Source organism: Microbispora sp. CA-135349, from assembly GCF_050947365.1.
In the GTDB taxonomy this organism is placed as follows: Bacteria; Actinomycetota; Actinomycetes; order Streptosporangiales; family Streptosporangiaceae; genus Microbispora.
Genome location: NZ_CP192001.1, coordinates 3,159,746 through 3,183,784, shown reverse-complemented (window position 1 = coordinate 3,183,784; position 24,039 = coordinate 3,159,746). Strand labels below are relative to the sequence as shown.

At 72.0% G+C, this 24,039-nt stretch carries 18 protein-coding genes; 5 read left to right on the top strand and 13 right to left on the bottom strand.

From position 1 onward, the window contains the following. The first annotated feature begins 100 nt into the window (after positions 1 to 100). Complete coding sequence (locus ACQPZZ_RS14935) at positions 101 to 1,249, top strand: sensor histidine kinase (protein WP_432932487.1); 1,149 nt, start codon at positions 101 to 103, stop codon at positions 1,247 to 1,249. Next, a complete protein-coding gene (locus ACQPZZ_RS14930; RefSeq protein WP_432932485.1) occupies positions 1,246 to 1,881 on the top strand; it encodes a response regulator in 636 nt (211 codons plus the stop codon). Before ACQPZZ_RS14935 ends, ACQPZZ_RS14930 begins: the two co-directional genes overlap by 4 nt. Positions 1,882 to 1,935: 54 nt before the next feature. On the opposite strand, the gene ACQPZZ_RS14925 is transcribed toward ACQPZZ_RS14930, so the two are convergent. Both ACQPZZ_RS14925 and ACQPZZ_RS14920 read right to left on the bottom strand, forming a co-directional pair. Beyond that, a complete protein-coding gene (locus ACQPZZ_RS14925) occupies positions 1,936 to 3,366 on the bottom strand; it encodes a M1 family metallopeptidase (protein WP_432932483.1) in 1,431 nt (476 codons plus the stop codon). Positions 3,367 to 3,429: 63 nt separating this feature from the next. Next, complete coding sequence (locus ACQPZZ_RS14920) at positions 3,430 to 6,261, bottom strand: M14 family zinc carboxypeptidase (RefSeq protein ID WP_432932481.1); 2,832 nt, start codon at positions 6,259 to 6,261, stop codon at positions 3,430 to 3,432. A 412-nt stretch (positions 6,262 to 6,673) separates the two neighbouring features. Between ACQPZZ_RS14920 and ACQPZZ_RS14915 the strand changes: the two genes are divergently transcribed. Continuing rightward, on the top strand, positions 6,674 to 8,644 hold the full coding sequence (locus ACQPZZ_RS14915) for a protein kinase domain-containing protein (RefSeq protein ID WP_432932479.1): 1,971 nt from the start codon (positions 6,674 to 6,676) through the stop codon (positions 8,642 to 8,644). A 93-nt stretch (positions 8,645 to 8,737) separates the two neighbouring features. Continuing rightward, on the top strand, positions 8,738 to 10,363 hold the full coding sequence (locus ACQPZZ_RS14910; protein WP_432932477.1) for a protein kinase domain-containing protein: 1,626 nt from the start codon (positions 8,738 to 8,740) through the stop codon (positions 10,361 to 10,363). Between the two features lie 44 nt (positions 10,364 to 10,407). Here ACQPZZ_RS14910 and ACQPZZ_RS14905 read toward each other — a convergent pair whose 3' ends face one another. Genes ACQPZZ_RS14905 through ACQPZZ_RS14895 form a run of 3 tightly spaced genes read right to left on the bottom strand, consistent with a single transcriptional unit; the run spans position 10,408 to position 12,315 of the window. Further along, entirely contained in the window at positions 10,408 to 11,337 is a 930-nt protein-coding gene (locus tag ACQPZZ_RS14905; RefSeq protein WP_432932475.1) for an RluA family pseudouridine synthase, read from the bottom strand. After that, a complete protein-coding gene (lspA, locus tag ACQPZZ_RS14900; protein ID WP_432932473.1) occupies positions 11,330 to 11,956 on the bottom strand; it encodes a signal peptidase II in 627 nt (208 codons plus the stop codon). The genes ACQPZZ_RS14905 and lspA overlap by 8 nt, the downstream gene beginning before the upstream one ends. Next, positions 11,920 to 12,315 (bottom strand): TraR/DksA family transcriptional regulator, encoded by a 396-nt coding sequence (locus ACQPZZ_RS14895; protein WP_363636771.1) that lies wholly within the window; start codon positions 12,313 to 12,315, stop codon positions 11,920 to 11,922. Before ACQPZZ_RS14895 ends, lspA begins: the two co-directional genes overlap by 37 nt. Before the next feature lie 808 nt (positions 12,316 to 13,123). On the opposite strand from ACQPZZ_RS14895, the gene ileS reads away from it, so the two are divergent. Then, a complete protein-coding gene (gene ileS, locus ACQPZZ_RS14890; protein ID WP_432932470.1) occupies positions 13,124 to 16,282 on the top strand; it encodes an isoleucine--tRNA ligase in 3,159 nt (1,052 codons plus the stop codon). Between the two features lie 89 nt (positions 16,283 to 16,371). Here ileS and ACQPZZ_RS14885 read toward each other — a convergent pair whose 3' ends face one another. The 8 genes from ACQPZZ_RS14885 to ACQPZZ_RS14850 form a co-directional block, all read right to left on the bottom strand. Beyond that, positions 16,372 to 16,566, bottom strand: a complete 195-nt coding sequence (locus tag ACQPZZ_RS14885; RefSeq protein WP_432932468.1) for a DUF3099 domain-containing protein — start codon at positions 16,564 to 16,566, stop codon at positions 16,372 to 16,374. Positions 16,567 to 16,640: 74 nt separating this feature from the next. Further along, positions 16,641 to 18,944: a hypothetical protein gene (locus tag ACQPZZ_RS14880; protein WP_432932467.1), complete on the bottom strand. Its 2,304-nt coding sequence runs from the start codon at positions 18,942 to 18,944 to the stop codon at positions 16,641 to 16,643. A gap of 46 nt (positions 18,945 to 18,990) precedes the next feature. Further along, positions 18,991 to 19,854: a DivIVA domain-containing protein gene (locus ACQPZZ_RS14875; protein WP_363636777.1), complete on the bottom strand. Its 864-nt coding sequence runs from the start codon at positions 19,852 to 19,854 to the stop codon at positions 18,991 to 18,993. A 49-nt stretch (positions 19,855 to 19,903) separates the two neighbouring features. After that, positions 19,904 to 20,191 carry a YggT family protein gene (locus tag ACQPZZ_RS14870; protein WP_030509057.1) on the bottom strand — a complete coding sequence of 96 codons (288 nt, stop codon included), beginning with the start codon at positions 20,189 to 20,191 and terminating at the stop codon, positions 19,904 to 19,906. 83 nt (positions 20,192 to 20,274) lie between these two features. Continuing rightward, the gene (locus tag ACQPZZ_RS14865; protein ID WP_432932464.1) at positions 20,275 to 20,802 is read right to left on the bottom strand and encodes a cell division protein SepF; all 528 of its coding nucleotides are present in this window, start codon (positions 20,800 to 20,802) and stop codon (positions 20,275 to 20,277) included. Between the two features lie 134 nt (positions 20,803 to 20,936). Beyond that, on the bottom strand, positions 20,937 to 21,635 hold the full coding sequence (locus tag ACQPZZ_RS14860) for a YggS family pyridoxal phosphate-dependent enzyme (RefSeq protein WP_432932462.1): 699 nt from the start codon (positions 21,633 to 21,635) through the stop codon (positions 20,937 to 20,939). A 24-nt stretch (positions 21,636 to 21,659) separates the two neighbouring features. Then, positions 21,660 to 23,108 (bottom strand): cell division protein FtsZ, encoded by a 1,449-nt coding sequence (ftsZ, locus tag ACQPZZ_RS14855; protein ID WP_363636784.1) that lies wholly within the window; start codon positions 23,106 to 23,108, stop codon positions 21,660 to 21,662. Between the two features lie 247 nt (positions 23,109 to 23,355). Next, on the bottom strand, positions 23,356 to 24,027 hold the full coding sequence (locus ACQPZZ_RS14850) for a cell division protein FtsQ/DivIB (RefSeq protein ID WP_432932460.1): 672 nt from the start codon (positions 24,025 to 24,027) through the stop codon (positions 23,356 to 23,358). Positions 24,028 to 24,039: the final 12 nt, after the last annotated feature.

The window sequence follows — 24,039 nt, the reverse complement described above, 5'->3', positions numbered from 1 at the left end:
GCCGGCCCGCGGCGCCACCGGCGGATGGACGCGGGCATGACCGCGGTCATGGTTCCATCGGGCGATTGCGTCCGGTCCGAATCGCTCTAGGGTCGAGACCATGGCGCGTTTCGACCGGCTTCGCGACGCCGACCGGCCGTTCCTGTTCAACATCGTGTTCTGGGCGATGATGGCCATCCTCGCCTTCGGCTTCGCGCAGGGGGTCGTGACCGGCACCGGCACCCCGCTCGACTACGTGCTCTTCGGCGGCAATCTCCTGCTGCTCGCGATGCTCTGGCCGGTGCTCCCCTGGAATCGGGCGCGGGGCCGTCACTGGCTGGCCCCGCTGTTCCTGGCGGCGGCGATCATGCTGGGGTTCACCGGGTCGTGGCAGACCCACCTGCCCCTGATTCTCATCGCGGTGGCCGACCTCGCCTTCCTGTACGGCATGCGCCTCGCGACGGTCATCCTGTCCTGCGTCGTGGCCGGGTCCCTGTTCGTCCCCCCGCTCCTCGGGTCGACGATCACCGACGGCGTCGTCCAAGCCGCCGCCATGGCGGTGTTCTCCGCGTTCGTCCTGGGCATGGCGGCGTCCACGCTGGAGGCGCGGCGCAGACGCGAGGAGGCCCAGGGGCTGCTGGAACGCATCAGGGAGCTGGCCGTCGCCGAGGAGCGGGCCCGGATGGCGGCCGACATGCACGACTCGGTCGGCCACCACCTGACCGTCATCAAGATGGGCCTGGAGAACGCCGAGCGCTTCCGCGAGCGCCGCCCCGAGGCCGCCTGGGCGGAGGTCCGCCAGGCCAAGGAGCTCACCGTGGAGGCGCTGACCGACGCGCGGCGCTGGGTGCGCGCGCTGCGGCCGCTCGCGCTGGACGGCCGCGTCGGCAGCGCCGCGCTCGAACGGCTCGCGGCGTCGTTCGACGGCACCGGCATCAGCGTGAGCTTCGAGGTGCGGGGCGAGGAGCGGAATCTGGAGGCCGACACCGAGCTCGTCCTCTACCGGGTGCTGCAGGAGGGGCTCACGAACGCGCTACGGCACGCGAAGGCGCAGCATGTGCACGGCACGCTCACGTTCGGCGACGACCGGGTGGCGCTCGTGGTCAGCGACGACGGAACGGGCAGGGACGACCGGGCGCGCGGCGGCTTCGGGCTGACGTCGCTGGCGGATCGGGCCAGGGCCCTCGGCGGCACGCTGGCCGGTGGCAACAGACCGGGCGGCGGGTTCGAACTGCGCGCCGAGCTGCCGTCGCCGGGGGTGCGGGCATGACGCCGGTCAGGGTCGTACTCGTGGACGACCAGGCGCTGCTGCGCCAGGGGCTGCGCAAGCTGCTGGAGGTCGAGGACGGCGTCGAGGTCGTCGGAGAGGCGGCCGACGGGCACGAGGCGCTGCGGGTCATCGGCGAGTGCCGCCCCGACGTGGCGCTCGTGGACATGCGGATGCCGGGCATGAACGGCGTGGAGCTGATCGTCCGCCTGGCCGCCGAGCACCCGGGGGTGGCGGTCGTCGTGCTCAGCACGTTCGACGAGGACGAGTTCATCTTCGGCGCGCTGCGCGGCGGCGCGACCGGTTACCTGCTGAAGGACTGCTCGCCGGAGGACCTGGTCACGGCCGTGCACCGGGTGAGCCGCGGAGAGACCGTGCTGGGCAGCCCGGTGGCGGCCCGCCTGGTCGCCGAGCTGCGGCACCTGCCGGTGAGCCCGGTCGCCTTCCGCGGGCAAGAGTTGCTGTCGGCTCGCGAGGTGGAGGTGGCGCGGATGGTCGCCGCCGGAGCCGCCAACAGGGAGATCGCGGCGCACCTGCTCATCACCGAGGGCACGGTCAAGAACCATGTGTCCAGCGTGCTGCGCAAGCTGGGCCTGCGCGACCGCATCCAGCTCGCCCTGCATCTGCGGGCATGACCCCGCCGCCCGGACCACCGGCGGCTCCCCGGCCGGGGAGCCGCCGGCGCGGGATCACCAGGAGGCGGGCTTGCCCTTCTGGTAGAGCCACACGTCGAAGAACGCCTTGAGGTCCATGCCCGAGACCTTCTCCGCCGCGCGGATGAAGTCGGCGGTGCTCGTGTTGCCGTACCGGTGCCGCGCCGCCCAGTCCTTGATCAGCGAGAAGAAGGCGGAGTCGCCGATCTTGCCGCGCAGCGCGTGCAGCGTCATCGCGCCGCGGTTGTACGGCACGTTGCCGAACATGTCCTCGGGCCCGGGGTCGGCCGTGACGATCTGCCAGAACGACGAGGTCGCCGCCCGGCCGTAGTTGCCGGCGCTGTTGAACGTCTGCTGCGCGGTGGCGCCTCCGGTGTGCTCGGTCCACAGCCAGGTCGCGTATGTCGCGAAGCCCTCGTTCAGCCAGATGTCGGACCACTTGCCGACGCTCACGCTGTCGCCGTACCACTGGTGCGCGAGCTCGTGCGCCATCGTGCCGACGCTCGGCGCGCTGGAGAAGATCGGCTTGGTCTGGCTCTCCAGCGCGTAGCCGACGTCCGGCGCGCGGTCGATGATGGCGCCCGCCTGGTCGAAGGGGTACGGCCCGAAGATCGAGGAGAAGTAGTCCAGGATGTCGGGGATCCGCGCGACGGCCGCGGCCGACTGGGTCACCAGGCGCGGGTCCACCGCCGTGTAGACCGGGATGCCGCCGGGCGTCGTCGTCTCGTTGACGACGAAGTTCCCCAGGGTCACCGTGGCGAGGTAGGTCGCCATCGGCTCGGCCGAGTCCCAGACGAACGTCGTCTCGCCGTTCGCGGTCGTCTTGGACACCAGGCGGCCGTTGCCGACCACCGTGACGCCCTCGGGGACCGTCGCCCGGAAGGTGAACGTCGCCTTGTCGGCCGGGCTGTCGTTCGACGGCAGCCACGCGGGCGCGCCCTGCGGCTCGCCCGGCACGAACACGCCGTCGTCGGTCGGCACCCAGCCCTCGATCGAGCCGTCGGGGTCGGTGACGACCGGCGGCGTCCCCGCGTACGTCACCGTGACCGTGAAGACCTCGCCGGTCTTGAGCTTCGGCCGCGGGGTGACGACGAGCTCCTGACCGTCGCGGGTGAAGCCGGCCGGGTGCTTGCCGACCTTCAGCGACGTGATCCGCGGGCCGCGGAAGTCCAGGTTGAACCGGTCCAGGTCCTGGGTGGCGACCGCGGTGATCACCGTCGTGGCGTCCATGACCCTGGTGGCGGGGTCGTAGGCGAAGGTGACGTCGTAGTGCCGCACGTCGTAGCCGCCGTTGCCCTGGTCGGGGAAGTACGGGTCGCCGAGGGAGGGGGCGCCGGCGGAGTAGCGCGGCTCCCCGGGGTTGCCGGGAGCCGCGAGAGCGATGTTCGCCTGGGTCGCGGTGAGCAGCGCGGCCGCGAGGGCCGCGCCGCCGATCCGCGCCGCCCGGCGCGAACGGGACGATGTCATGAGAGTCCTTTCGAGGGACCGGGCGGCCGAGGCCGGCCGCCCGGTCCGGTTCTTTACGTGAGATCAGGCGACGACGGAGCGGAGCGGGATGCCCGCCGCGCCGAGGTCGCGGACCAGGTCGCGGACGAACGGGTGCTCATCGGCGGACAGCCCGTCGGGGTTCGGGATCGTGATGTAGGACGAGCCGTCCGCGGACGCGGTCAGCGCCGTGTCCGTGTAGCGCTCGACCACCGCCCGCGTCCGCGCGAGGTCGGCGTCGGCCACCTGGATGACGATCGGCCGCCACTCCCCGCCGAGGTTCGGCGGCTCCTGCGCCGTCGCCGCGGCGCTGCGCAGGGACTCCGTCTCCGGCAGTGCCGAAGCGATGCGCTGCTTCGCCTGCGGCGCGCCCGCCGGATACAGCAGCGCGTTGGCGAGGAGGTGGATGCCGTTCTCGTTGTACGCCCTGAAGAGCGGGTTGTACGCGAACAGCACGGCGTGTCCCGCGCCGGTCGGCTCGTCGACGAGCGAGGCCGTGCCCTTGAGCGCCTCGGCGCCCACCGTGTAGCCGTTGGACCAGAACGTGTCGTCCGAGGGGTAGGTGAGCACGTTCACCCCGGTCTGGCTGGGGTTGAGGATCGGGTCGCCGTTGTTGAACTGGAAGTCCTCCGCCGGACGGCCGAGCGACACCGGGCTGCCCTGGGTCACGTCCACCCGGAAGTGCGAGCCGATGACCTGGTAGCCGGTCGGCTTGGCCTTCTCGGTCGTCGAGGTCAGGCCCGCGGACCTGGCGACCCGGGTGCCCTCGTTGCGCAGCCCGACGTACGTGCCGCCGGCGGCCACCCACTGCCTGAGGTTGGCCAGGCCCTGCGCGGTCAGCCCGCCGTTCGCGCTGCTGCCGTCCGGGACGAGCAGGACGGTCCGCCCGGTGAAGGCCGGGGTGTTGCCGTTGATGTCGGCCGTGGTCACCGGCGTGAGCCGAAGGCCCCAGCGGTCGCCGAGCACGTAGCGGGCCTCGCCGTACGAGCCAGAGGTGGTGGAGACGCCGGTGCCGGCGAACAGGCCGACATCGGGGGCGCGCAGCGCGGCGCCGGAGGCCGGGGCGGCGGCGCCCTCGACCGTCACGCCGAGCGAGCGGGCCAGCTTGTCCAGCTCGCCGCGGTTCATCGCCGTCGCGGGCAGGCCGACGACCCCGGTCCGGTCGTCACGCGTGAGCGGCACGCCCGCGCCGAGCAGCCGGAAGGTCAACTCGGACGCGGCGGCCGAGTCCATCGGGTAGGAGTACGACCCGCCCCGGGGCGCGGCGGAGGCCACGCCGCCGTCGACGGTCTTGACGAGGTCGGCCTTCGGCGACAGCACGTCGCCGGTGGAGATGGTGTTCACGCCCGCGAGCAGCGGGTTGCTCCACGAGGAGACGTCGTAGAAGTAGGGGAACGGGACGTACGGGTCCTCCCCCATGACCGCCTGGATCCAGTGCTTCTGCGGCTGGTCCATCGGGATCCAGTAGGCCCCCTCGGGGACGGTCACGTCACTGGCCGTCCGGCCGCCGAAGACCCGCGCGGAGGGCACCTTCACGGGCTTGCTCACCCGGTAGACCTCGACGTCCATGCGGCGCAGCCGCTCGACCAGCCGGCGCACGTCGCCGAGCTGCCGGTCGGGCAGCAGGAAGTACGACCGGATCGTGATGCCGGGCACCGGGAACCGGACGGCGTTGGCCGGCTGGACGACCTCGTTCGGCTCCAGCGCCCCGGCGGCCCCCTCGGCGAGCGCGGTCCGCCAGATCGAGTAGTAGCCGTTCAGGACCTCGCGCCGGTTGTCGGCGGCCCAGCCCGTCGTCGCCCACTGGGTGTTGAACTGCTGCTGCACCCGGTCCTCGACCGCCGACGAGCTGCCCTTCTCGAACGTCATCCCGGCCGCGCCGAAGCCCGCGGCCGGGACGCTGTCGCCGTAGCCCATGTAGAACAGGTCGTACGTCGCGTAGTTGAAGTAGCACTCGGTGGTGACCGCGCCGGCGCAGGCGCCGTTGTAGCCGAAGCCCGCCGCGTTCGCCGCGCCGATGCGGTTGATCCAGTTCACCGGCTGGTCGGCGATCTCATGGTGGATCGGGTCGGCGTTGGGCGGGAAGAAGTACTGCCGCCCGCCCATCTCGTGCGCGTCGACGAAGACCTGCGGCGGATACTGACGCAGCATCTCGATCTTGCCGTCGGTCTCCGGCTGGGTGCGGGCGAACCAGTCCCGGTTGAGGTCGAAGCCGTACTCGTTCGTCCTGCGGCTCGCATCGCGGCCGTCCGGGTTCTGGGTCGGCATGATGACCGTGACCAGGTTGTCGTTGCGCTTGGCGACGTCGCAGGACAGGCCGTCGGCCAGCTCGTACAGGGTCTTGAGCGCGGCGTCGGCGCCGCTCTTCTCGCCGCCGTGCACGTTGCCGGCGATCCAGACGATGGCCGGCGAATCGTCGGCGATGCGCGCCGCCTTGTCCGCCCGCAACGACCTCGGGTCGCGCAGCGAACGGATCTGGTCCGCGATCTTCTTGAGCTGCCCCGGGACCATGTTGTGGGAATTCGACACGATGGCGTACGGCAGGTCCTGGCCGGTCACGCTGTGCGCCACGGTGCCCGTGACCACGCGGTCCGAGGCGCCTCCCACGGCTTCCACGTACTTCTTGATCTCTTCGGTCGTGAGCACCCGGGGCTGGCCCTTGCCCAGCGGGAAGCCGAAGAACTGCTCGGGAGCCGGGACCTTGCCCAGGTGGGCGTCCGGGTCGGTGCTGCATCGATCGGGCGCTTTACGCGCGCCGGCCGGGTCGGCATGCACGGGGGACGCGGGCGTCAGCGTGAGCGCGGCCGACACCAGGACCGCGACGCCGAGCGCCATGCCGTAGGGGGATCTTCCGCACAACGTCGTGCGTAACCGCATCTCGCCTCCAGGCGGGGGGACGGGGGGATGTCTCGGGGGAGCACCCGTCCGGGAAACGACAAAGTCACTGCGGACAGTATTAGAAGGGAATAAACCGGACAAGACGCCGCGAAATATAACCACACCCGGATGGAAACTGTGAGCAATGGCGTTTCCGCATGTCAATGTGGAATCGTCTGACCGAATCGTCCTTTTATAACGTCCGATAACGACTGGGCATCGGCTTCGCCCGCTGTCGATCTCGGTGCGATCGGGGCGTTCGTCGCCGTCGCCGAGGACGGGCGCTCCTCGAGGCCGCGGCCGGGCTGGGCATCAGCCGGCAGGCCGTCTCCGAGCGCACCGCCTCCTGATCGAAAACGGACGGCCGCGCGCCGGGCTGTGGGACCATTCAGGGGGTTTAGAGGAGGGCAGGGTGGACGAGGAGCGTCGGGTGGCGGGCAGGTATCACCTGCTCGAACCGATCGGCCGCGGAGGCATGGGCGTCGTCTGGCGTGCCCACGACGACCTGCTCGACCGTACGGTGGCCGTGAAAGAGGTGCTCTACCATCCCACCTCGGAAGAGGACAGGGAGACCTTCAACCGGCGCACCATCCGCGAGGCGCGCGCGGCGGGCCGCATCGACCACCCGAACGTCGTCGTCGTCCACGACGTGATCGAGGAGGACGGCCGCCCCTGGATCGTGATGCAACTGGTGCAGTCGCGGTCGCTTGGCCAGGTGCTGCGTGAGCAGGGCCCCCTCCCGCCCGGCAGGGTCGCCGCGATCGGCCTGCAGGTGCTCGACGCGCTGTGCACCGCGCACGCCGCGGGAGTGCTCCACCGGGACGTCAAGCCGGAGAACGTGCTGCTCAACGGGGAGACCCGGGTGGTGCTGACGGACTTCGGCATCGCGACGATGCCGGAGGAGAGCGGACTGACCATGACCGGGGGCATCGTCGGCACCCCCGCGTTCATGCCGCCCGAGCGGCTGAACGGCCACCCCGCGACTCCCGAGTCCGACCTGTGGTCCCTCGGCGCGACGCTGTACGCCGCGGTCGAGGGCAGGACACCGTTCGACCGCAACTCCCCCGTGGCCACGATGGCGGCCGTCCTGCACGACGACCCGGCCCCGCCTCAGCGGGCGGGCGCCCTGACACCGGTGCTCGAGGGCCTGCTGCACAAGGATCCGGCCCGGCGCATGGGCGCGGCCGAGGCCGCCGCCCTGCTCAACGCCGCCCTGCCGGCCGGCCCGGGTTCCCCCGCCGCGGAACCGGGCTCGTGGAGCGGCGCGCCGCCGCGGCCTTCCGCCGGCCCGTGGCCGCAGACCCCGTCCGGCGCGTATCAGTCGTACGGCGGGCCGCACGGGTCCGGTGGTTTCGAGCCCTGGCCGGGGGCCGCCGCTCATCCCGGGGCGACCGGACCGGGCGGCGGGGCCTACCCGAACGACCACGCCACCGGCCACCCCGAGGGCCCCGGGATCACCGGGCCGGGCGCGGGACGCTTCGCCACGAACCCGGGCGGCGGCGGGGCCCACCCCGGCCCGGACGGCTACGGCCCGAACGGCTTCGGTCCGAATGCCCACGGTCCGAATGCCCACGGATCAGGCGGCCCGGCCGGTCCCGCGGCACCGGGCCCGCGGCGCGCGGGACGCGGCTCCGCCAGGGTGGCCCTGTTCGTCCTGTTACCGCTGCTGCTCGTGGCCCTCGCCGCGGGCGGCTGGTACGGCTACACCAAGCTGAACGGCGACGGAACCGTCGCCGAGAATCTCACCCCGTCGGATTACGGTCACACCTCGGGCGCCGCCGGTCCCACTCCGGCCGACACCGGGGCGACCGGCGCCACGACCAGGCCGAGCACCGCCGGGGACGCGTCCGGCGAGCCGTCCGCGCCGCCGTCGCGGACACCGCTGGAGGAGCCGTCGCAGGAGCCGTCTCCGGCACCCCCGACGCCGACGGCGGCCAGGCCGCCCGCCGGATGGAAGACGCACCGCGACCCGCTGGGCTTCTCGATCGCCCTGCCGGCCGGTTGGGTCGCGTACGGCAGGGAGGCCACCCGGGTGCGCTTCCACGACCCGCGCGGACGGGACTACCTGCAGGTGGACCTGACGCCCTGGGACACCACGGATCCGGTGACCGCCGTGCGCACGGTCGAGGCGGCCTCGACCAAGAAGGGATACCTGCGCGGTTACGAGCGCATCGGCATCACCAACGGGGAGTACCTCGGTGTGCCCTCCGCGGACTGGGAGTTCACCCACAGGACCGACGCCGGCAGGGTGCGGGTGCTCGACCGCGTCTTCAGGCTCGACGACGGCCGCTGCGTCGCCATCTACTGGCAGGTCGCCGACTCTCGATGGACTTCCGGTTTGTCCTACTTCAACGCCTTCACGCGCACCTTCCGACCGAAATAACGATTCGGTGAAGATCCGCAGGTCGAGGGGGATTTCTCCCCTCAAGAGCGATGATGTCGCATGCGTTCGCTCAAGAGGGGTAGCGCGACAATCATGGCTGATGCGCAGACCTCCGAACGTGTCGTGGCAGGACGCTATCGCCTGATCGAGCCGCTGGGGCGGGGCGGCATGGGCACCGTGTGGCGAGCCGTCGACCAGGTGCTCGAACGGGAGGTCGCCGTCAAGGAGCTGCTCGCGTCGGCCGAGCTCACCGGCCCGGAGCGGGAGGTCTTCACCATCAGGACCTTCCGCGAGGCCAGGGCCGCGGGCCGGTTGAGCCATCCGAGCGTGGCGGCGGTGTACGACGCCTTCGAGGAGAACGGCTACCCCTGGATCGTCCTCGAACTGATCCCGTCCCGGACGCTGGGGTCGGTCATCCGCGAGGAGGGCCCCCTGCCACCCCGGCGGGTGGCGGAGATCGGGTCGCAGGTGCTGGCCGCGCTGCGCGTCGCCCACGCGAACGGGGTGCTGCACCGGGACGTCAAACCCGACAACGTGCTGCTCGCCGACGACGGCCGGGTCGTGCTGACGGACTTCGGCATCGCCGCGATGGAGGACGACTCGCCGGTCACCCGCACCGGCATGCTGATCGGCACACCCGCGTTCATCGCCCCCGAGCGGGCGGCGGGACGGCAGGCGCAGCGGGCGTCGGACCTGTGGTCGCTCGGTGTGACGCTGTTCATGGCCGTCGAGGGCCGCTCGCCGTTCCATCGGGGCCACGCGCTCGCGACGCTGGCCGCGGTTATGTACGAGGAGGCCGGCCCGATGCACCACGCCGGCCCGCTGGCGCCGGTCATCGAGGGCCTGCTGATCAAGGACCCGGCCCTCAGGATGACCGCGGACTACGCCGCGCAGCACCTGCACGCCGTGGCGTCCGGTCAGGTGACCGGCCCGGTGGTGCCGCGTCCGCGGCAACCGCCCCGGCTCGCCCGGCTGATGCCGATGTTCGACACCACCGCGCCGACGCCCGCGCCCACTCCCCTGCCCGGGGTGACCCCGACGCCGGCCCCGGTGCCCGCCGCCGTACCGGCGGGCGGACACCGCAGGCCCTGGGCGCTGGCGGCGGGCTCCGGGGCTCTCGTCCTGTTCGTCGGCCTGGCGGCCGGCGCCGTCGCGTTCGCCACCGCCCGGCACCCGGCCGACCCGAGGGGGACCGCCGTGGTGAGCACCCCCACGGTGACGGTCTTCGCGACCAAAACCGCCGAGGCCGCGAAGACCACCGAGGCCGCCAAGGCCGGCAAGCGGACCGAGAGCCGCGGGGCGGAGAAGACCACCACCACCCGGCCCGTGACGAACACCGGGAGCGGCGCGTACGGCGGCGCCGGCGGCGGGCACCGCACGGACGACCGCGGCGGGCCGGCGGACGGGGTCGGTCGGAGACCGCCCGGCGGATCCGGCCGGGACAAGCCCGAGAAGAAGCACACCGGAGCCGCGTCCAAGGGTGCGGGCTCGTCCAAGGGCCAGGGCAGGTCCAAGGGATCTCCCCCGGCGAAGCAGGCGGGCAAGGGACCCGGCAAGGGGAAGCCCTCCACGCCCGGGAACGGCCGCGGAAGCGCCGCGCCGTCCCAGGGCAAGGGTGGGGGCCCGGGAAAAGGCGAGGGCCAGGAGGCCACCACGGACGAGGGCATCGGTGACATCCCCGACGGCTACACCCAGCCGGAGAACGACTGGGACGCCTGACCGGCGAACGGCGCGGAAGACTCCGCACCGCCGCTGACGCCGCGTCAGCCCTCGTCGGAGAGGATCTCCAGTGCCCGGGCCAGGTCCGGGGGGTAGTCGCTGGCGAAGGTCATCCACTCCCCCGTCGCGGGGTGCTCGAACGACAGCGAGACGGCGTGCAGCCACTGCCGGCTCACCCCGAGGCGGGCGGCGAGGGTGGGGTCGGCGCCGTACAGCATGTCTCCCACGCACGGGTGCCTGAGCGCGGCCATGTGCACCCGGATCTGGTGGGTCCTGCCGGTCTCCAGCTTGATGTCGAGCAGCGAGGCCGCCCGGAACGCCTCGACCGTGTCGTAGTGCGTGACCGAGTCCTTGCCCCCGGCCACCACCGCGAAGCGCCCGTCGCCCGACGGGTGCCGGTCGATCGGCGCGTCCACGGTGCCCCGCAGCGGGTCCATGTGCCCCTGAACGAGCGCGTGGTAGCGCTTGTCGACCGTGCGTTCCTTGAACGCCCGCTTGAGATGGGAGTAGGCCCGCTCGCTCTTGGCGACGACCATGACGCCGGTGGTGTTGGCGTCGAGCCGGTGGACGATGCCCTGCCGCTCGGCCGCGCCGCTCGTGGACACCCGGTGGCCGCCGCCGAGCAGGCCGCCGATCACGGTGGGGCCGGTCCAGCCGACGGTGGGGTGCGCCGCCACGCCGATCGGCTTGCTCACCACGACGACGTCGTCGTCCTCGTACAGGATCGTCATGCCGGGCACGGGCTCGGCCACGGGCATCGGCGCGGCGGGCGGCGGCGGGATCGTGACGTCCAGCCAGGCCCCGGCGTGGACGCGGTCGGACTTGGCCGGCACGGCGCCGTCGACGAGCACGTCCCCCGAGGCGATCAGTTCGGCCGCGCGGGTGCGGGAGAAGCCGAACAGCCGGGCCAGGGCCGCGTCGAGGCGCTCGCCCTCCAGGCCGTCCGGCACGGGCAGGCTGCGCTGGTCACCCATCGGCCCGCTCCTCTGTCTGCTCCTGCGCCCGATCCTGCGCCCGGTCCTCCGCACGGTCCTCGCCCGGTTCCGTCTGGCGGGTGCCGTCGATCTGGTAGCCGCGCCAGGCGAGGAACACGGCGAGCACGCCGCCGCACACGATGGCCGAGTCGGCGAGGTTGAACACCGGGAACCGGGTGGCCGGGAACACCTGGATGAAGTCGACCACGTGCCCCTGGAACGGGGCCGGCCAACGGAAGATCCGGTCGGTCAGGTTGCCGACCGCGCCGCCGAGCAGCAGGCCGAGCGTGATCGCCCAGGGCAGGCTGTGCAACTTCCGCGCCGTGCGCAGGATCGCGACGACGACGGCCAGCGCGATCACGGTGAACACGATCGTCATGCCGGTGCCGATGCTGAAGGCGGCGCCGGCGTTGCGGATCACGGTCAGCACCAGTGCCCCTGGCACGACGGTGAGGGGCTCCTCGTGCTCCAGGAACTCCACGACGAGGTACTTGCTGACCTGGTCGAGCGCGTAGACGACCGCGGCCACGACGACGAGAAGGGCGATCCGCCGCGCGCGGCCGGGCCTCGCCGCACCACCGCTCAGCGGCGCTCCTCCCGCTGCTTGCACGCTACGCACAGCGTCGCCCTCGGGAAGGCCCGCAGGCGATCCTTGCCGATCGGCTTGTGGCACGATTCGCACTCTCCGTAAGTCCCCGCCTCGACGCGGGCGATCGCCCGCTCGTTCTGCGCGAGCAGGTCGCGCGCATTCAGGGTAAGGGCGATCTCGCGCTCACGCTCATACGTCTTGGCCCCGGCATCAGCCGGATCGTCCCCCGCGCCCTGGCTCACGTCCCCGGACGCGAGCTGTTCCTCCGCCCTGGCGATGTCGGCGCGCAACTCCTCGATCTCGTGCCGCAGCCGCTCATGGACCTCGGCGAGCTCCTCGTCGGACCAGACGTCGTCACTGATGGCGGTTCTCGCCGTGCGCGTCGTCATTGCGGGCCTCCCCTTCGCCCATGAACGTTCGAGCCCCGGGGCCTGCGAGCCCCCGGACCCTTCGAGCCCGGAGCCCTTCGAGCTCCGGAATCTGCAGTCCCGGACCCTTCGAGCCCCGGAATCTTCCGAGCAGGGTGCACATCGAGCCGGTCCGGGCAGAATAAGTCGCCGATAACGGATCGGCAACGGACTCGCCGAGGCTTTTACCCCACCCGTACCCGGGTGACGCATTCGGCCAGTTCCTCCTCATCGCCCCCTATTTTGATCAATCGCGAGGGATCGGTGCCGCCGGACGACGTCGGCGCCTGCCTCCGCGGGCGGCACGCGCACGCGCCCCGGGCCCCCCGAACGGCTGCAGCGACGGCCCGCCGGGCCTCCCCCGCCCCCCGCCTACTCCCGCGTACCCGCTCAGAAACCACGGAGTCTCCGTACGCTCCTCCCACGTATTCCCGCGATGAACCGGGTCTCACTCGGATCGTCACGCGCATATCGGGAAGCCCTTCCGGCCTGGTTGCGTTATCGTCATAGTCTGCAAGGCGTTGATGGGGACGAGTACCTCCGCAACCGCCCGCTCAGCGACCCGGGGACGGTGTGAGCCCGGGGCGGGCCGCGTAGGGAAGATCACCCCGGAGCCGCCGGAAGAAAGGCCGTCAGGCCGAGTAGACCCGGCAGCGGAGGAAAACGAGAGGGCGCCCGGCCGTCGGTCCGGACGTCAAGAAGGGTGGTACCGCGGAGCCGTCCGGCGGCTTCGTCCCTTCACGCCATGTCAGCAGCTGTCACAGCCACCGCGTGGAGGTCCCGCCCGACGATGTCTTCCCACTATTTCCGCTCACTTCCCGCGCAGGTCGACCTGCCGGCCCTCGAACACGAGACCCTCGAACGCTGGCGGGACGGGAAGGTTTTCGAGCGCTCGCTGGAGCAGAACGCCGGCGGCCCGTCCTGGGTGTTCTTCGAGGGCCCGCCCACCGCCAACGGCATGCCCGGCGTGCACCACGTCGAGGCCCGCGTCTTCAAGGACGTCTTCCCCCGCTACAAGTCGATGCGCGGCTACCACGTCCCACGCAAGGCCGGATGGGACTGCCACGGCCTGCCCGTCGAGGTCGCCGTCGAGAAGGAACTCGGCCTGTCCGGCAAGCCCGAGATCGAGTCGTACGGCATCGCCGAGTTCAACGCGCGCTGCCGCGAGTCGGTGCTGCGGAACGTCGACGCGTTCGAGGAGATGACCGAGCGGATGGGCTACTGGGTCGACATGTCCCAGGCCTACCGCACCATGGACCCCCAGTACGTCGAGGCCGTGTGGTGGTCGCTCAAGACCGTCTGGGACAAGGGCCTGCTCTTCCGCGACCACCGGATCACGCCCTACTGTCCCCGCTGCGGCACCGGCCTGTCCGACCACGAGCTCGGCCAGCCCGGCGGCTACGAGACCGTCTCCAGCCCGTCGGTGTACGTCCGCATGCCCGTCGTCTCCGGCCCGCTGGCCGAGCTGGGCGCCTCGCTGCTCATCTGGACCACCACTCCCTGGACCCTGGTGTCCAACACCGCGGTGGCCGTGCACCCCGACGTGACGTACGTCGCGGCCCGGCGCGGCGACGAGGTGCTGGTGGTGGCCGAGCCGCTGCTGCGGCGGGTCCTCGGCGAGGACGCCGAGGTGCTGGCCACCTACCAGGGCTCCGAGCTGGAGCACACGCCCTACCGCCGCCCCTTCGACCTCGTGGACATCGAGGGCGCCCACTACGTCGTGCTCGGCACGTACGTCACGGTCGAGGACGGCACCGGCCTGGTCCACCAGGCCCCCGCCTTCGGCGCCGACGACATGACCGTCTGCAAGCGCTACGGCCTGCCGGTGGTCAACCCGATCGGCCCGGACGGGCGCTTCCTGCCCGACGTGCCGTTCGTCGGCGGCCTGTTCTTCAAGGACGCCGACGAGCCGCTGACGGAGAACCTGCGCGAGCGCGGGCTGCTGTTCCGCGGCGAGCACTTCGAGCACAGCTACCCGCACTGCTGGCGCTGCCACACCCCGCTTCTGTACTACGCGCTCCCGTCCTGGTACATCAGGACCACCGCGATCAAGGAGCAGCTCCTCGCGGAGAACGAGCGCACCAACTGGTTCCCCGAGACGATCAAGCACGGCCGCTACGGCGAGTGGCTGCGTAACAACGTCGACTGGGCGCTGTCGCGGTCCCGCTACTGGGGCACCCCGCTGCCGCTGTGGGTCTGCTCGGAGAACGAGGACCACGTCACGTGCGTCGGCTCGCTGAAGGAGCTGGGTGAGCTCGCCGGCCAGGACCTGACCGGCCTCGACCCGCACCGCCCGTTCGTCGACGACGTGACCTTCCCCTGCTCCGCCTGCGGGGCCGAGGCTCGGCGCGTGCCCGACGTCATCGACGTCTGGTACGACTCGGGCGCCATGCCGTTCGCCCAGTGGGGCGCCCCGCTGGTCAACAAGGACGTCTTCGAGAGCTCGTTCCCGGGCCAGTTCATCTGCGAGGCGATCGACCAGACCCGCGGCTGGTTCTACTCGATGATGACCGTCGGCACGCTGGTGTTCGGCCGGTCGTCGTACGAGAACGTGCTCTGCCTCGGCCTGATCCTCGCCGAGGACGGCCGCAAGATGAGCAAGCACCTGGGCAACGTGCTGCGGCCGATGCCGCTCATGGACCAGCACGGCGCCGACGCCCTGCGCTGGTACATGGCCACCTCCGGGTCTCCCTGGGCGCCGCGCAGGATCGGTCACGCCGCGCTGGAGGAGATCGTCCGGAAGGTCCTGCTGACCTACTGGAACACCGCGTCGTTCTTCACGCTCTACGCCAACGCCGAGTCGTGGTCGCCGGCCCGGATGACCGAGGCCCCGGCGTACGCCGAGCGGCCGCTGATCGACCGGTGGGCGCTTGCGGAGCTGCACCGCACGGTGGCCGACGTCACCGCCTCGATGGAGGAGTTCGACACCGCCCGGGCGGGCCGCCGGCTCACCGAGTTCCTGGACGACCTGTCCAACTGGTACGTCCGCCGCTCGCGCCGCCGCTTCTGGTCCGGTGAGGAGTCGGCCTTCGCCACGCTGTACGAGTGCCTGGAGACCGTCACCCGGCTCATGGCCCCGCTCGTGCCGTTCCTCACCGACTACCTGTGGGACGTGCTGCGCGACCCGGACGCCCCGGCCTCGGTCCATCTGGCGACCTGGCCGGAGGTGAACACCGCGCTGCTCGACCCCGAGCTGTCGGAGCGGATGGCGCTGGTGCGCCGGCTCGTGGAGCTGGGCCGGTCGGCGCGTGCCTCGTCGTCGGTCAAGACCCGTCAGCCGCTCGGCCGCGCCCTGGTCGGCGCCCCCGGCTGGGCCGCACTCCCCGGCGAGCTGCGCGACCTGATCGCCGACGAGCTCAACGTGCAGCGGCTGGAGGACCTGTCCGGGTTCTCCGCCGACCTCGTGACGTTCACGGTCAAGCCCAACTTCCGCAGCCTCGGCAAGCGCTTCGGGTCGCAGACCAAGCTCGTCGCCGCGGCCGTGTCGGCCGCCGACCCCGCGGAGCTGGCCCGCGCCCTGCGCGCGGACGGGTCCGCGACGGTCGAGGCCGGGGAGCTGGGCACGGTGGAGCTGGGCGCGGACGACGTGATCGTGACCGAGCAGCCCAAGTCGGGCTGGGCCGTCGAGACCGGCGCGGTGGACACCGGCACCGGCGAGACCGTGGCGCTGGACCTGGCGATCACCGACGAGCTGCGCCGGGCCGGCCTGGTCCGCGACGTGGTCCGGCTCGTCCAGGAGGCCCGCAAGTCCACCGGGTTGTCCATCACCGACCGCATCCACCTGTGGTGGTCGGCCGACGGCGAGCTGGCCGAGGCGCTGCGCGAGGGCGGCGACGCCGTCGCCGACGAGGTGCTCGCCTCCAGCGTCACCGAGGGCGCCCCGGACGAGGACCTGCCGGTCCACGAGGACACCGACCTCGGGCTGTCCTTCCGCCTCAGCAAGGCCTGACACCACGTCGGTGGGGCCGGTCGCCAACCGGCCCCACCGACGTATCCGTGAAACCGCGGTCCGCCCGAACCGCCCTCGTGACCGAGGCGTCACTCGTCATGGTCGTCATGGTCGTCGTCGCGACGGTTCGCCACGATGACGGCGAACGGCGGGATCACCAGTGCCACCACGAACATCACGATCGCCGCGGTGGTCGAGAACATCCGGACGACGGCGCCGGCCAGCACGAACAGCGTGAGGCACGTGCCCATCATCAGCAGGTACGCCTTCTGCCGGCGTCGCACGCCTCCAGCGTAGGGCCCGATCCGCATGACACGGCCACGGGCGGCATTTCCCAGCCTGGCGGGCCGGGAGCGCGTCAGCGGTCGTTCTGGCAGACCGAGCAGGGGGTGAGGCCGGCCTCGTCGGCCTCGGCCCGCGTCATCGTCTCGACGCCGCCGTCGTCCACACCCTTGACGAGGGGGCAGCTGCGGTTGTGGTAGCGACGCGTTCCGACGATGACCTGCACCGGCGTTCCCCCGGCGGCGCCGCCGTCGGCACCGGACCCGCTCCGGGCCGCGCCGCCCTTGTCAGCGCCACCCTTCTCAGCGCCACCCTTCTCAGCGCCACCCTTCTCAGCGCCGCCCTTGACCGCGCCGCCCGGGCCGGACAGCGTCGTGCCGGGACCGGGCGTGTCCGCGTCGTCAGGCGCCGTCCGCGTGGGTCCTTCGGCTCCCCGCGCGCCCCCGGTAGCAGAGGAACGCGGCGCATCGGACTCGCCGGCATCGGAAGAGGACGCCTCGCGAGCCTTCCCCGCGGCCGGCACATCGGCCGTGGCGGTGTTCTTCCCTGTGCTCTTCCCGGTGCTTTCCTCCGCGGCCTTGCCGACGGCTGACCTGCCGGAGGTGGAGCCGGCCGAGGCCGCGAATCCGGCGCGCCCGGATTCGCGGGTCTCTGCCGGCTCCACCGGCTTTCCTGTCCCCGTACGCGGGGACGTGGGAGCACCCTCCACGCGGGACGCGGCTTTCGCGTCCGCGCCGGAGTCGCCCTGGTCGTCACGGGCATGGTCGTCGCCGGCCTGCTCGTCCTCCGCCCGGGAGGAGGGAGCCTTCTTCGACGAGGCCGGAGCCGATGCGGGGGCCTTCTTCCCCGTCGCCGTCGCACCCGGCTCACCGTCTCCCGACGACGGCGCGTCCTTCGCCGCCTCACCGGCGGCGCCCGTGGAGCGTGCGGGGTCCCACGGCCGGGAGGCGCCGGGCCTGAACCAGTCGTGCTCCGCGGTGTCGGTCAGGGAGTCGTCCGTCTCGTCGTCCGTCCGGCCCGACGCCGATCCTGCCGCCGGCGGAGACCAGGCCGGTGCGGACCATGACGTGGCAGAAGGCCTGGACGGCGCGGGGGATCCCGACGGCGACCCGGAAGACGACTGCGAAGGCGACCCCGAAGACGCGGCGGAAGGCGAGGACGTCGGCTCGGCTGCGGCAGGCTCCGGCGCCTTCAAGCCGGACGACTGTGACGCGCCCCGGCCGAACCAGTCCACCGGCGTGTGGCCGTCACCATCGGTAGCGGCGTCGCCCTCGGTGGCCGTCTCGCCCTCCGGAGCGGCGATTGCGTCCGTCTCGGCTGCGGCGTCGCCGTCCCCGGGCGCCTTCCGCGGCGTCTCACGAGGCTCGTCCCGCGCTTCGCCGGAGGACTCGGACTGCTTGCCGTCGGACTGCTTGCCGTCGGACGGCTGCTTGTCCCCGGCCGGTGCGGACGGGCCGGCCGCGGCGGGACCGGCGGGACCGGACGCGGTGACACCCGCGACAGCGCCTGAGACACCGGGAACGGACGACTCTGAGACGGACGACTCGGGCAGGCGTGGCCCCGGGACGCCGGGCTGAGGGAACCGCACGACGGGCGGCTCGCGATCAGCGGACGTGGGACGGGGCGGTTCCTGGCCGGTCGTGCCGGAGGTCCCGGCTGGAGGCGTGATGGTCGGCGTGGCGGTCGTGGGAGCGGCTTCGGCGCGCAGGCTCTCGTCACGGACCGCGTCGTCGCGGATGGGGTCCTCGCGGACCGGGTCGCCGCGGAGTGCGGGCTCCTCCGGCCCCACCGTACGGGCGGAGGTCTCGGGGAGGCAGGTGGTGCAGGGGGTGAAGCCCTCCTCGCGGGCCTCCTCGTGCGTGAGCTCCTCGGTCTTACGCCCGGCGAGCTGCCGGCACGTGGCCAGGTGGAAACGCTTGCGCCCGGGGATCACGAGAACGATCGCGTCGGGGGCGAGGCCGCGCCCGAGGCCGGCCGGCGGCCGCGTGATCGGTGCCGTCGGCTGAGGGGCCGGGGACGGGAAGGTCTGGGGGGGCAGTGCCCCGTGATGCGTGACCGGCGGTGCCGCCACCATGGGCGTCGCCACCGGATGCGCCGGTGCCCCGGCGAGGGCTCCGCCGTACGCCCCGCTCACGGCACCGACGTGCGCGAGCTGGGGCACGGACGAACCCTGGGGGGTGGGGGCCGTTCCCTCGGCGGCGGCACGCCCGCCGGCCGGGAACAGCTCGTGGCGCCTCAGCAGTGCCCCGATCAGCAGACAGACCGCCGACAGCACGCTGACGACGATCGACCACATCACTAGAAGGGGCGTCCCCAGCACGACACCTGCGATGAGCAGGACGATTGCGGCGAGGACCAGGGCGGCACTGATGAGGATCACGGGGGGTTCTCCGAGCTACCGGGTCCCTGCGGGGACCCGTCACTACTTACCGGCGGTCGTTGTGGGGGCCGTCGGGTCCGGGGAAGGCGCCGGAGTGCTGCGCGGGCTCCTGGCCGAACGGGTTGGGGGCGGCGGTCATCTGCTGGGGAGCGGGGGCGACGGCGTGGGCCATGGCCGGGGCGGCACCCACGATCGGGAAGCCTCCGCTGCCCTCACCCGCGACGTTCAGCTCGGCGAGCTGGTTCTCCAGGTACAGCTTGAGGCGGCTGCGGTACTCGCGCTCGAAGCTGCGCAGCTCCTCGACCTTACGCTCCAGCTCGTCGCGGGTCTGCACCAGGGTGCCCATGGCCTGGCGGTGCCGCTCCTGGGCGTCGCGCTCCAGCGTCTCGGCGCGGGCGCGGGCGTCGCCGATGATCTGCTCGGCCTGGCGGCGGGCCTTGCCGAGGATGTCGTCGGCCTCGCGCCGGGCGCGGGTGACGGTCTCGTCCGCCTCGCGACGGGCGTCGGCGATCGCCTGGTCGGCCGTCTGCTGGGCGAGGGCGAGCACGCGGGCCGCGGTGTCCATGTTGTCCTCGGCGGGCGGCAGGCCCATGCCGACGGGCACCGGCTCGGGACGGGCCGGCTCCGGAGGCTTGATCGGCTCCGGCTGGGGGGCCATCATCTCGGGCTTGGGCTCGGCCACGGGGGCGGGCGCCATCTGCATGGAGCCGGGCATGCCCATGCCTCCGGGGACCTTCCCCCTGAGGCACTCGGCCAGCTTCGCGCGGAGTTCCTCGTTCTCCTGAATGAGTCGGTCCAGCTCTGCCTCGACCTCGTCGAGGAACGCGTCGACCTCCTCCTCGTCGTACCCCGGCCTCAGCCGGGTGGTACTGAACTGCTTGTTCCGCACATCGGCGGGCGTCAACGGCATTTGGGTCTCCTTGGCGCGCTTGGAGTCTGTCCGGTCGGACGGTACCCGATCAACGAAGCGCGTTCACGACTTGGATCAAGACCAAAACCACAATGAACAGCACTGTGAAGCTCAGGTCAAAGGCCACCGTACCCAACCTGAGGGGCGGAATGAAACGGCGGAGGAACTTGAGAGGCGGGTCGGTCACTGTGTAAACGACCTCCGCCAGCACCAGGACGACCCCGGTGGGCCGCCAGGCGCGGGCGAACGCCTGCACCGTATCTATGATCATTCTGCCGATCAGCAGAACCAGGAAGAGGGTCAGGGCGATGACCAAGATCTCGCTAATGATCCCCACGGTCGAGCCCCGCCTCCCCTCGGTCCAGCCGTCCCCGGGCCGCGCGGGCACCGTTCAGCCGGTCACTGTTCATGTAAGGAACTCTAGCTCTGGTTGAAGAAGCCGCGTTCCGCGATTCTGGCCTTGTCTTCGGCGGTCACCTCAACGTTGGCGGGGGACAACAGGAACACCTTGTTGGTAACACGTTCGATGCTGCCGTGTAGGCCAAAGACGAGACCTGCCGCGAAATCGACAAGGCGCTTGGCGTCGCTGTCGACCATCTCTGTCAGATTCATGATGACCGGCGTGCCCTCGCGGAAGTGCTCGCCGATCGTCCGCGCCTCGTTGTACGTGCGGGGATGCAGGGTGGTGATGCGCGCCAGATCGGTCGTACGGCGCTCCAGCACGGTTGTGGGGGGACGCGGAGCGGGGACGGCCGTCTCGGCGTCCTCCTCGCGCTCCAGAGGCTCGGCGTGCGGGAGCGAGGATCCGGCGAAGCCGCGCCGCGGCGACTCGTACTCCTCGTCGCCGTACTCCTCGTCGGTACCGTACTCTGCCGCGTACCTGTCTTCGTAGCGGTCGTCCTCCACGAGACCGAGGTAGACCGCCATCTTGCGCATCGCGCCGGCCATCGCTCGTCGTCCTCCGCGTTACTGGTGCCTTCAAGGTCCCTTCGGAAGGCCAGGGCGGTAGCCGTACCCCCCTTGGAGCTCACCGCTGATCGACCTCTACCTGTGCGCGGACACCATGGTCCACTTGGGGGACATTACCTGACGAAGGGCTTTCTGCGGCCGAGCAACGCCGTACCGACTCGCAGGTGTGTCGCGCCGTTCGCCACGGCCTGGGGGATGTCTCCACTCATCCCGGCCGATATCACATCGGCGGCGGGATGATCCTCCCGGACGCGCCCGGCGACGGCCCGCAGCCGGGCGAACGCGGCGGCCGGGTCCTCCCCCAGCGGGGCGACCGCCATGACCCCCCGCAGCCGCAGCCCCTCCGCCTTCGCGACGAGCGCGGCGAGCGCCGGCACCTCCTCCGGCACGGCGCCGCCCCGTCCCGCCCCGCCGTCCAGTGCGACCTGCACCAGGCAGTCCACCTCGCGCCCGGCGCGTGCGGCCTCGCGGCTGAGCGCGTCCACCAGGCGGGGACGGTCCACCGAGTGGACCATGTGGGCGTAGGAGACGACCGACCGGACCTTGTTGGTCTGTAACTGACCGATGAAGTGCCACGTCAGGCCGAGACCGGCGCACTCGGCCGCCTTGGCCGCGGCCTCCTGGTCGCGGTTCTCGCCGACGTGCGACACGCCCAGCTCCGCGAGCAGCCGCACGTCGGAGGCCGGGTAGGTCTTCGTCACGGCGATCAGCGTGATCTCCGACCGCGACCGGCCGGCGGCCCGGCAGGCGTCCTCGACGTGCCGCTCGACCTCGGCCAGAGCGGCCGCCAGCTCCTCGCGCCGGTCACCCACGGACCGCGACCCCGGTCGTGAGGGTCACTTGAGGAAGTCCGGCACGTCGAGCTCCTCCTCCTGCTCCTCGAAGATCACGCGAGGCCGGGGAGCCGGCTGCGCGGTCCGCGAGGTGATCGGGGTCGGCGGCTCGGGCGTGGGCCGCGGGATCGACACCGGGCCGGTGGCACCCTGGTCGCGCCCGCCGTCGGCCTGCGCGTCCCGCGGGAACGGCGTGACCGCCTCGGCCTGCTGCGCCTGCGGCACGGGCGCGGCCTGCTGGACCGGCTGGCTCGCGGGCTGGGCCGGCGGCGGCACCGGGTTCACCGGGACCTGGTTCACCGGGGCCTGGTTCACCGGCAGCTGGTTCACCGGCTGCGCGGAGGCGGGCGCGGGCTGCGCGCTCACCGGCCGGACGGGCGGCTGGGCCGGCTCCGGGCGCGGCTCCGGCTTGACCGGGGCGGGCGCGGGACGGGCCGCGGGCGCGGCCGGCGCCGGACGGGCCTGCTGGGGCCGCGACAGCGGCGCGGCCACCGACTTGGCCGGTTCCGGCTCGTCGAACCCGGCCGCGATGACCGTCACCCGCACCTCGTCGCCGAGCGCGTCGTCGATGACCGTGCCGAAGATGATGTTGGCGTCGGGCGCGGCGGCGTTGCTGACGAGCTGGGCCGCCTCGTTGATCTCGAACAGGCCCAGGTCGGAGCCGCCCGCGATGGACAGCAGCACACCGTGGGCGCCGTCGATGCTCGCCTCCAGCAGCGGGCTGGAGACCGCCATCTCCGCGGCGGCGACCGAACGGTCGTCGCCCCTGGCGTGGCCGATCCCCATGAGGGCGGAGCCCGCGCCGGACATGACCGACTTCACGTCGGCGAAGTCCAGGTTGATCAGACCGGGGGTGGTGATGAGGTCGGTGATGCCCTGCACACCGGACAGCAGCACCTGATCCGCGGCCTTGAACGCGTCGAGCACGCTCACCTGGCGGTCGGAGATCGACAGCAGCCGGTCGTTCGGAATGACGATCAGCGTGTCGACCTCCTCGCGGAGGGTCTCGATGCCGGCCTCGGCCTGCATGGCCCGGCGCTTGCCCTCGAAGCTGAAGGGCCGGGTGACCACGCCTATCGTGAGCGCGCCGAGCGAGCGGGCGATGCTGGCCACGACCGGCGCGCCGCCGGTCCCGGTGCCGCCGCCCTCGCCCGCGGTCACGAAGACCATGTCGGCGCCCTTGATGACCTCCTCGATCTCCTCCCGGTGGTCCTCGGCGGCCTTGCGGCCCACCTCCGGGTTGGCGCCCGCACCGAGGCCCCGGGTGAGCTCGCGCCCCACGTCGAGCTTCACGTCGGCGTCACTCATCAGCAGCGCCTGGGCGTCAGTGTTTATGGCGATGAACTCGACGCCCTTGAGTCCCTCCTCGATCATCCGGTTGACGGCGTTCACTCCGCCGCCGCCGATGCCGACGACCTTGATGACCGCGAGGTAGTTCTGCGGTGCTGCCACGACGAGGGGCCTTTCCGCTCGTTTGCGTTTCATGCGGGCAGGGCCCGCCGTCTTCTGAACTCTCACCCTCAAGTTGAGATTTAGAGTTATGTCAACCTGAGGATTGATACGGACAGTAGGGTTGCCCGTCCCCCAGGGTCAACTAACCGCGCCGCAAGGCCGTCCGGCGTGTCGCGCGCTGTCCTTTTCGCACGATGCCCCGCTCCGGGGCGGGCCCCGATCACGCGCTCACGGTCCGTGAGATATCTCACTTGACCGTCACCACCTGCGGCGAGCTGACATCGTAGCTGCTTCCGGGCTTGGCGAGGGCGGCGAGCAGGACACGCCCCTTCTGCGCCGAGTGCCCCGCGTCCCCCCAAACGACCGTCCGGCCGTCCGTGAGTTTGAGCGTTATCGACCGGGGCGAGGGGACGCGCAGCTCCCGCAGCCGCTCCAGAACGCTCTCCGGCAGCGCCTGCAGCACGGTGAGCCCTGCCCTGGTGGCGGGGTCGTCCATGGCGGCCCGCTGGACGCGCAGCACCGGCAGCCGCGGCGGGACCACGGTGACCTGCTGCAGGACGACCCCGTACCGGTCGATCACCGCGGTCGTCGCACCCATGGGCACGGCGGCGGCGGGGACGCGCTCGACCACGCTGATGCGCAGCGTCCCCGGCCAGCCGCGGTCGACAGCGGCCGACTCGACCGCGCGCATCGCCCGCAGCCGCCGTTCCACCTCGGCGAGGTCCACGGTGGCGAGCGGGGTGCCCGTGCGCACCGCGGCGGCCTGGCGCAGTTGCTCCGCGGGAATCCGGCTGTTTCCGGTGATCTCGACCTCACGCACGCCGAGGACGGGTGAGAAGAACACGACCCACGTGGCGACGCCCACCACCCCGCCGGTCAGCAGAGTGGCGAGGGCCGAACGCCGGACGGCCCGCCTCACCGGTCCCCCACG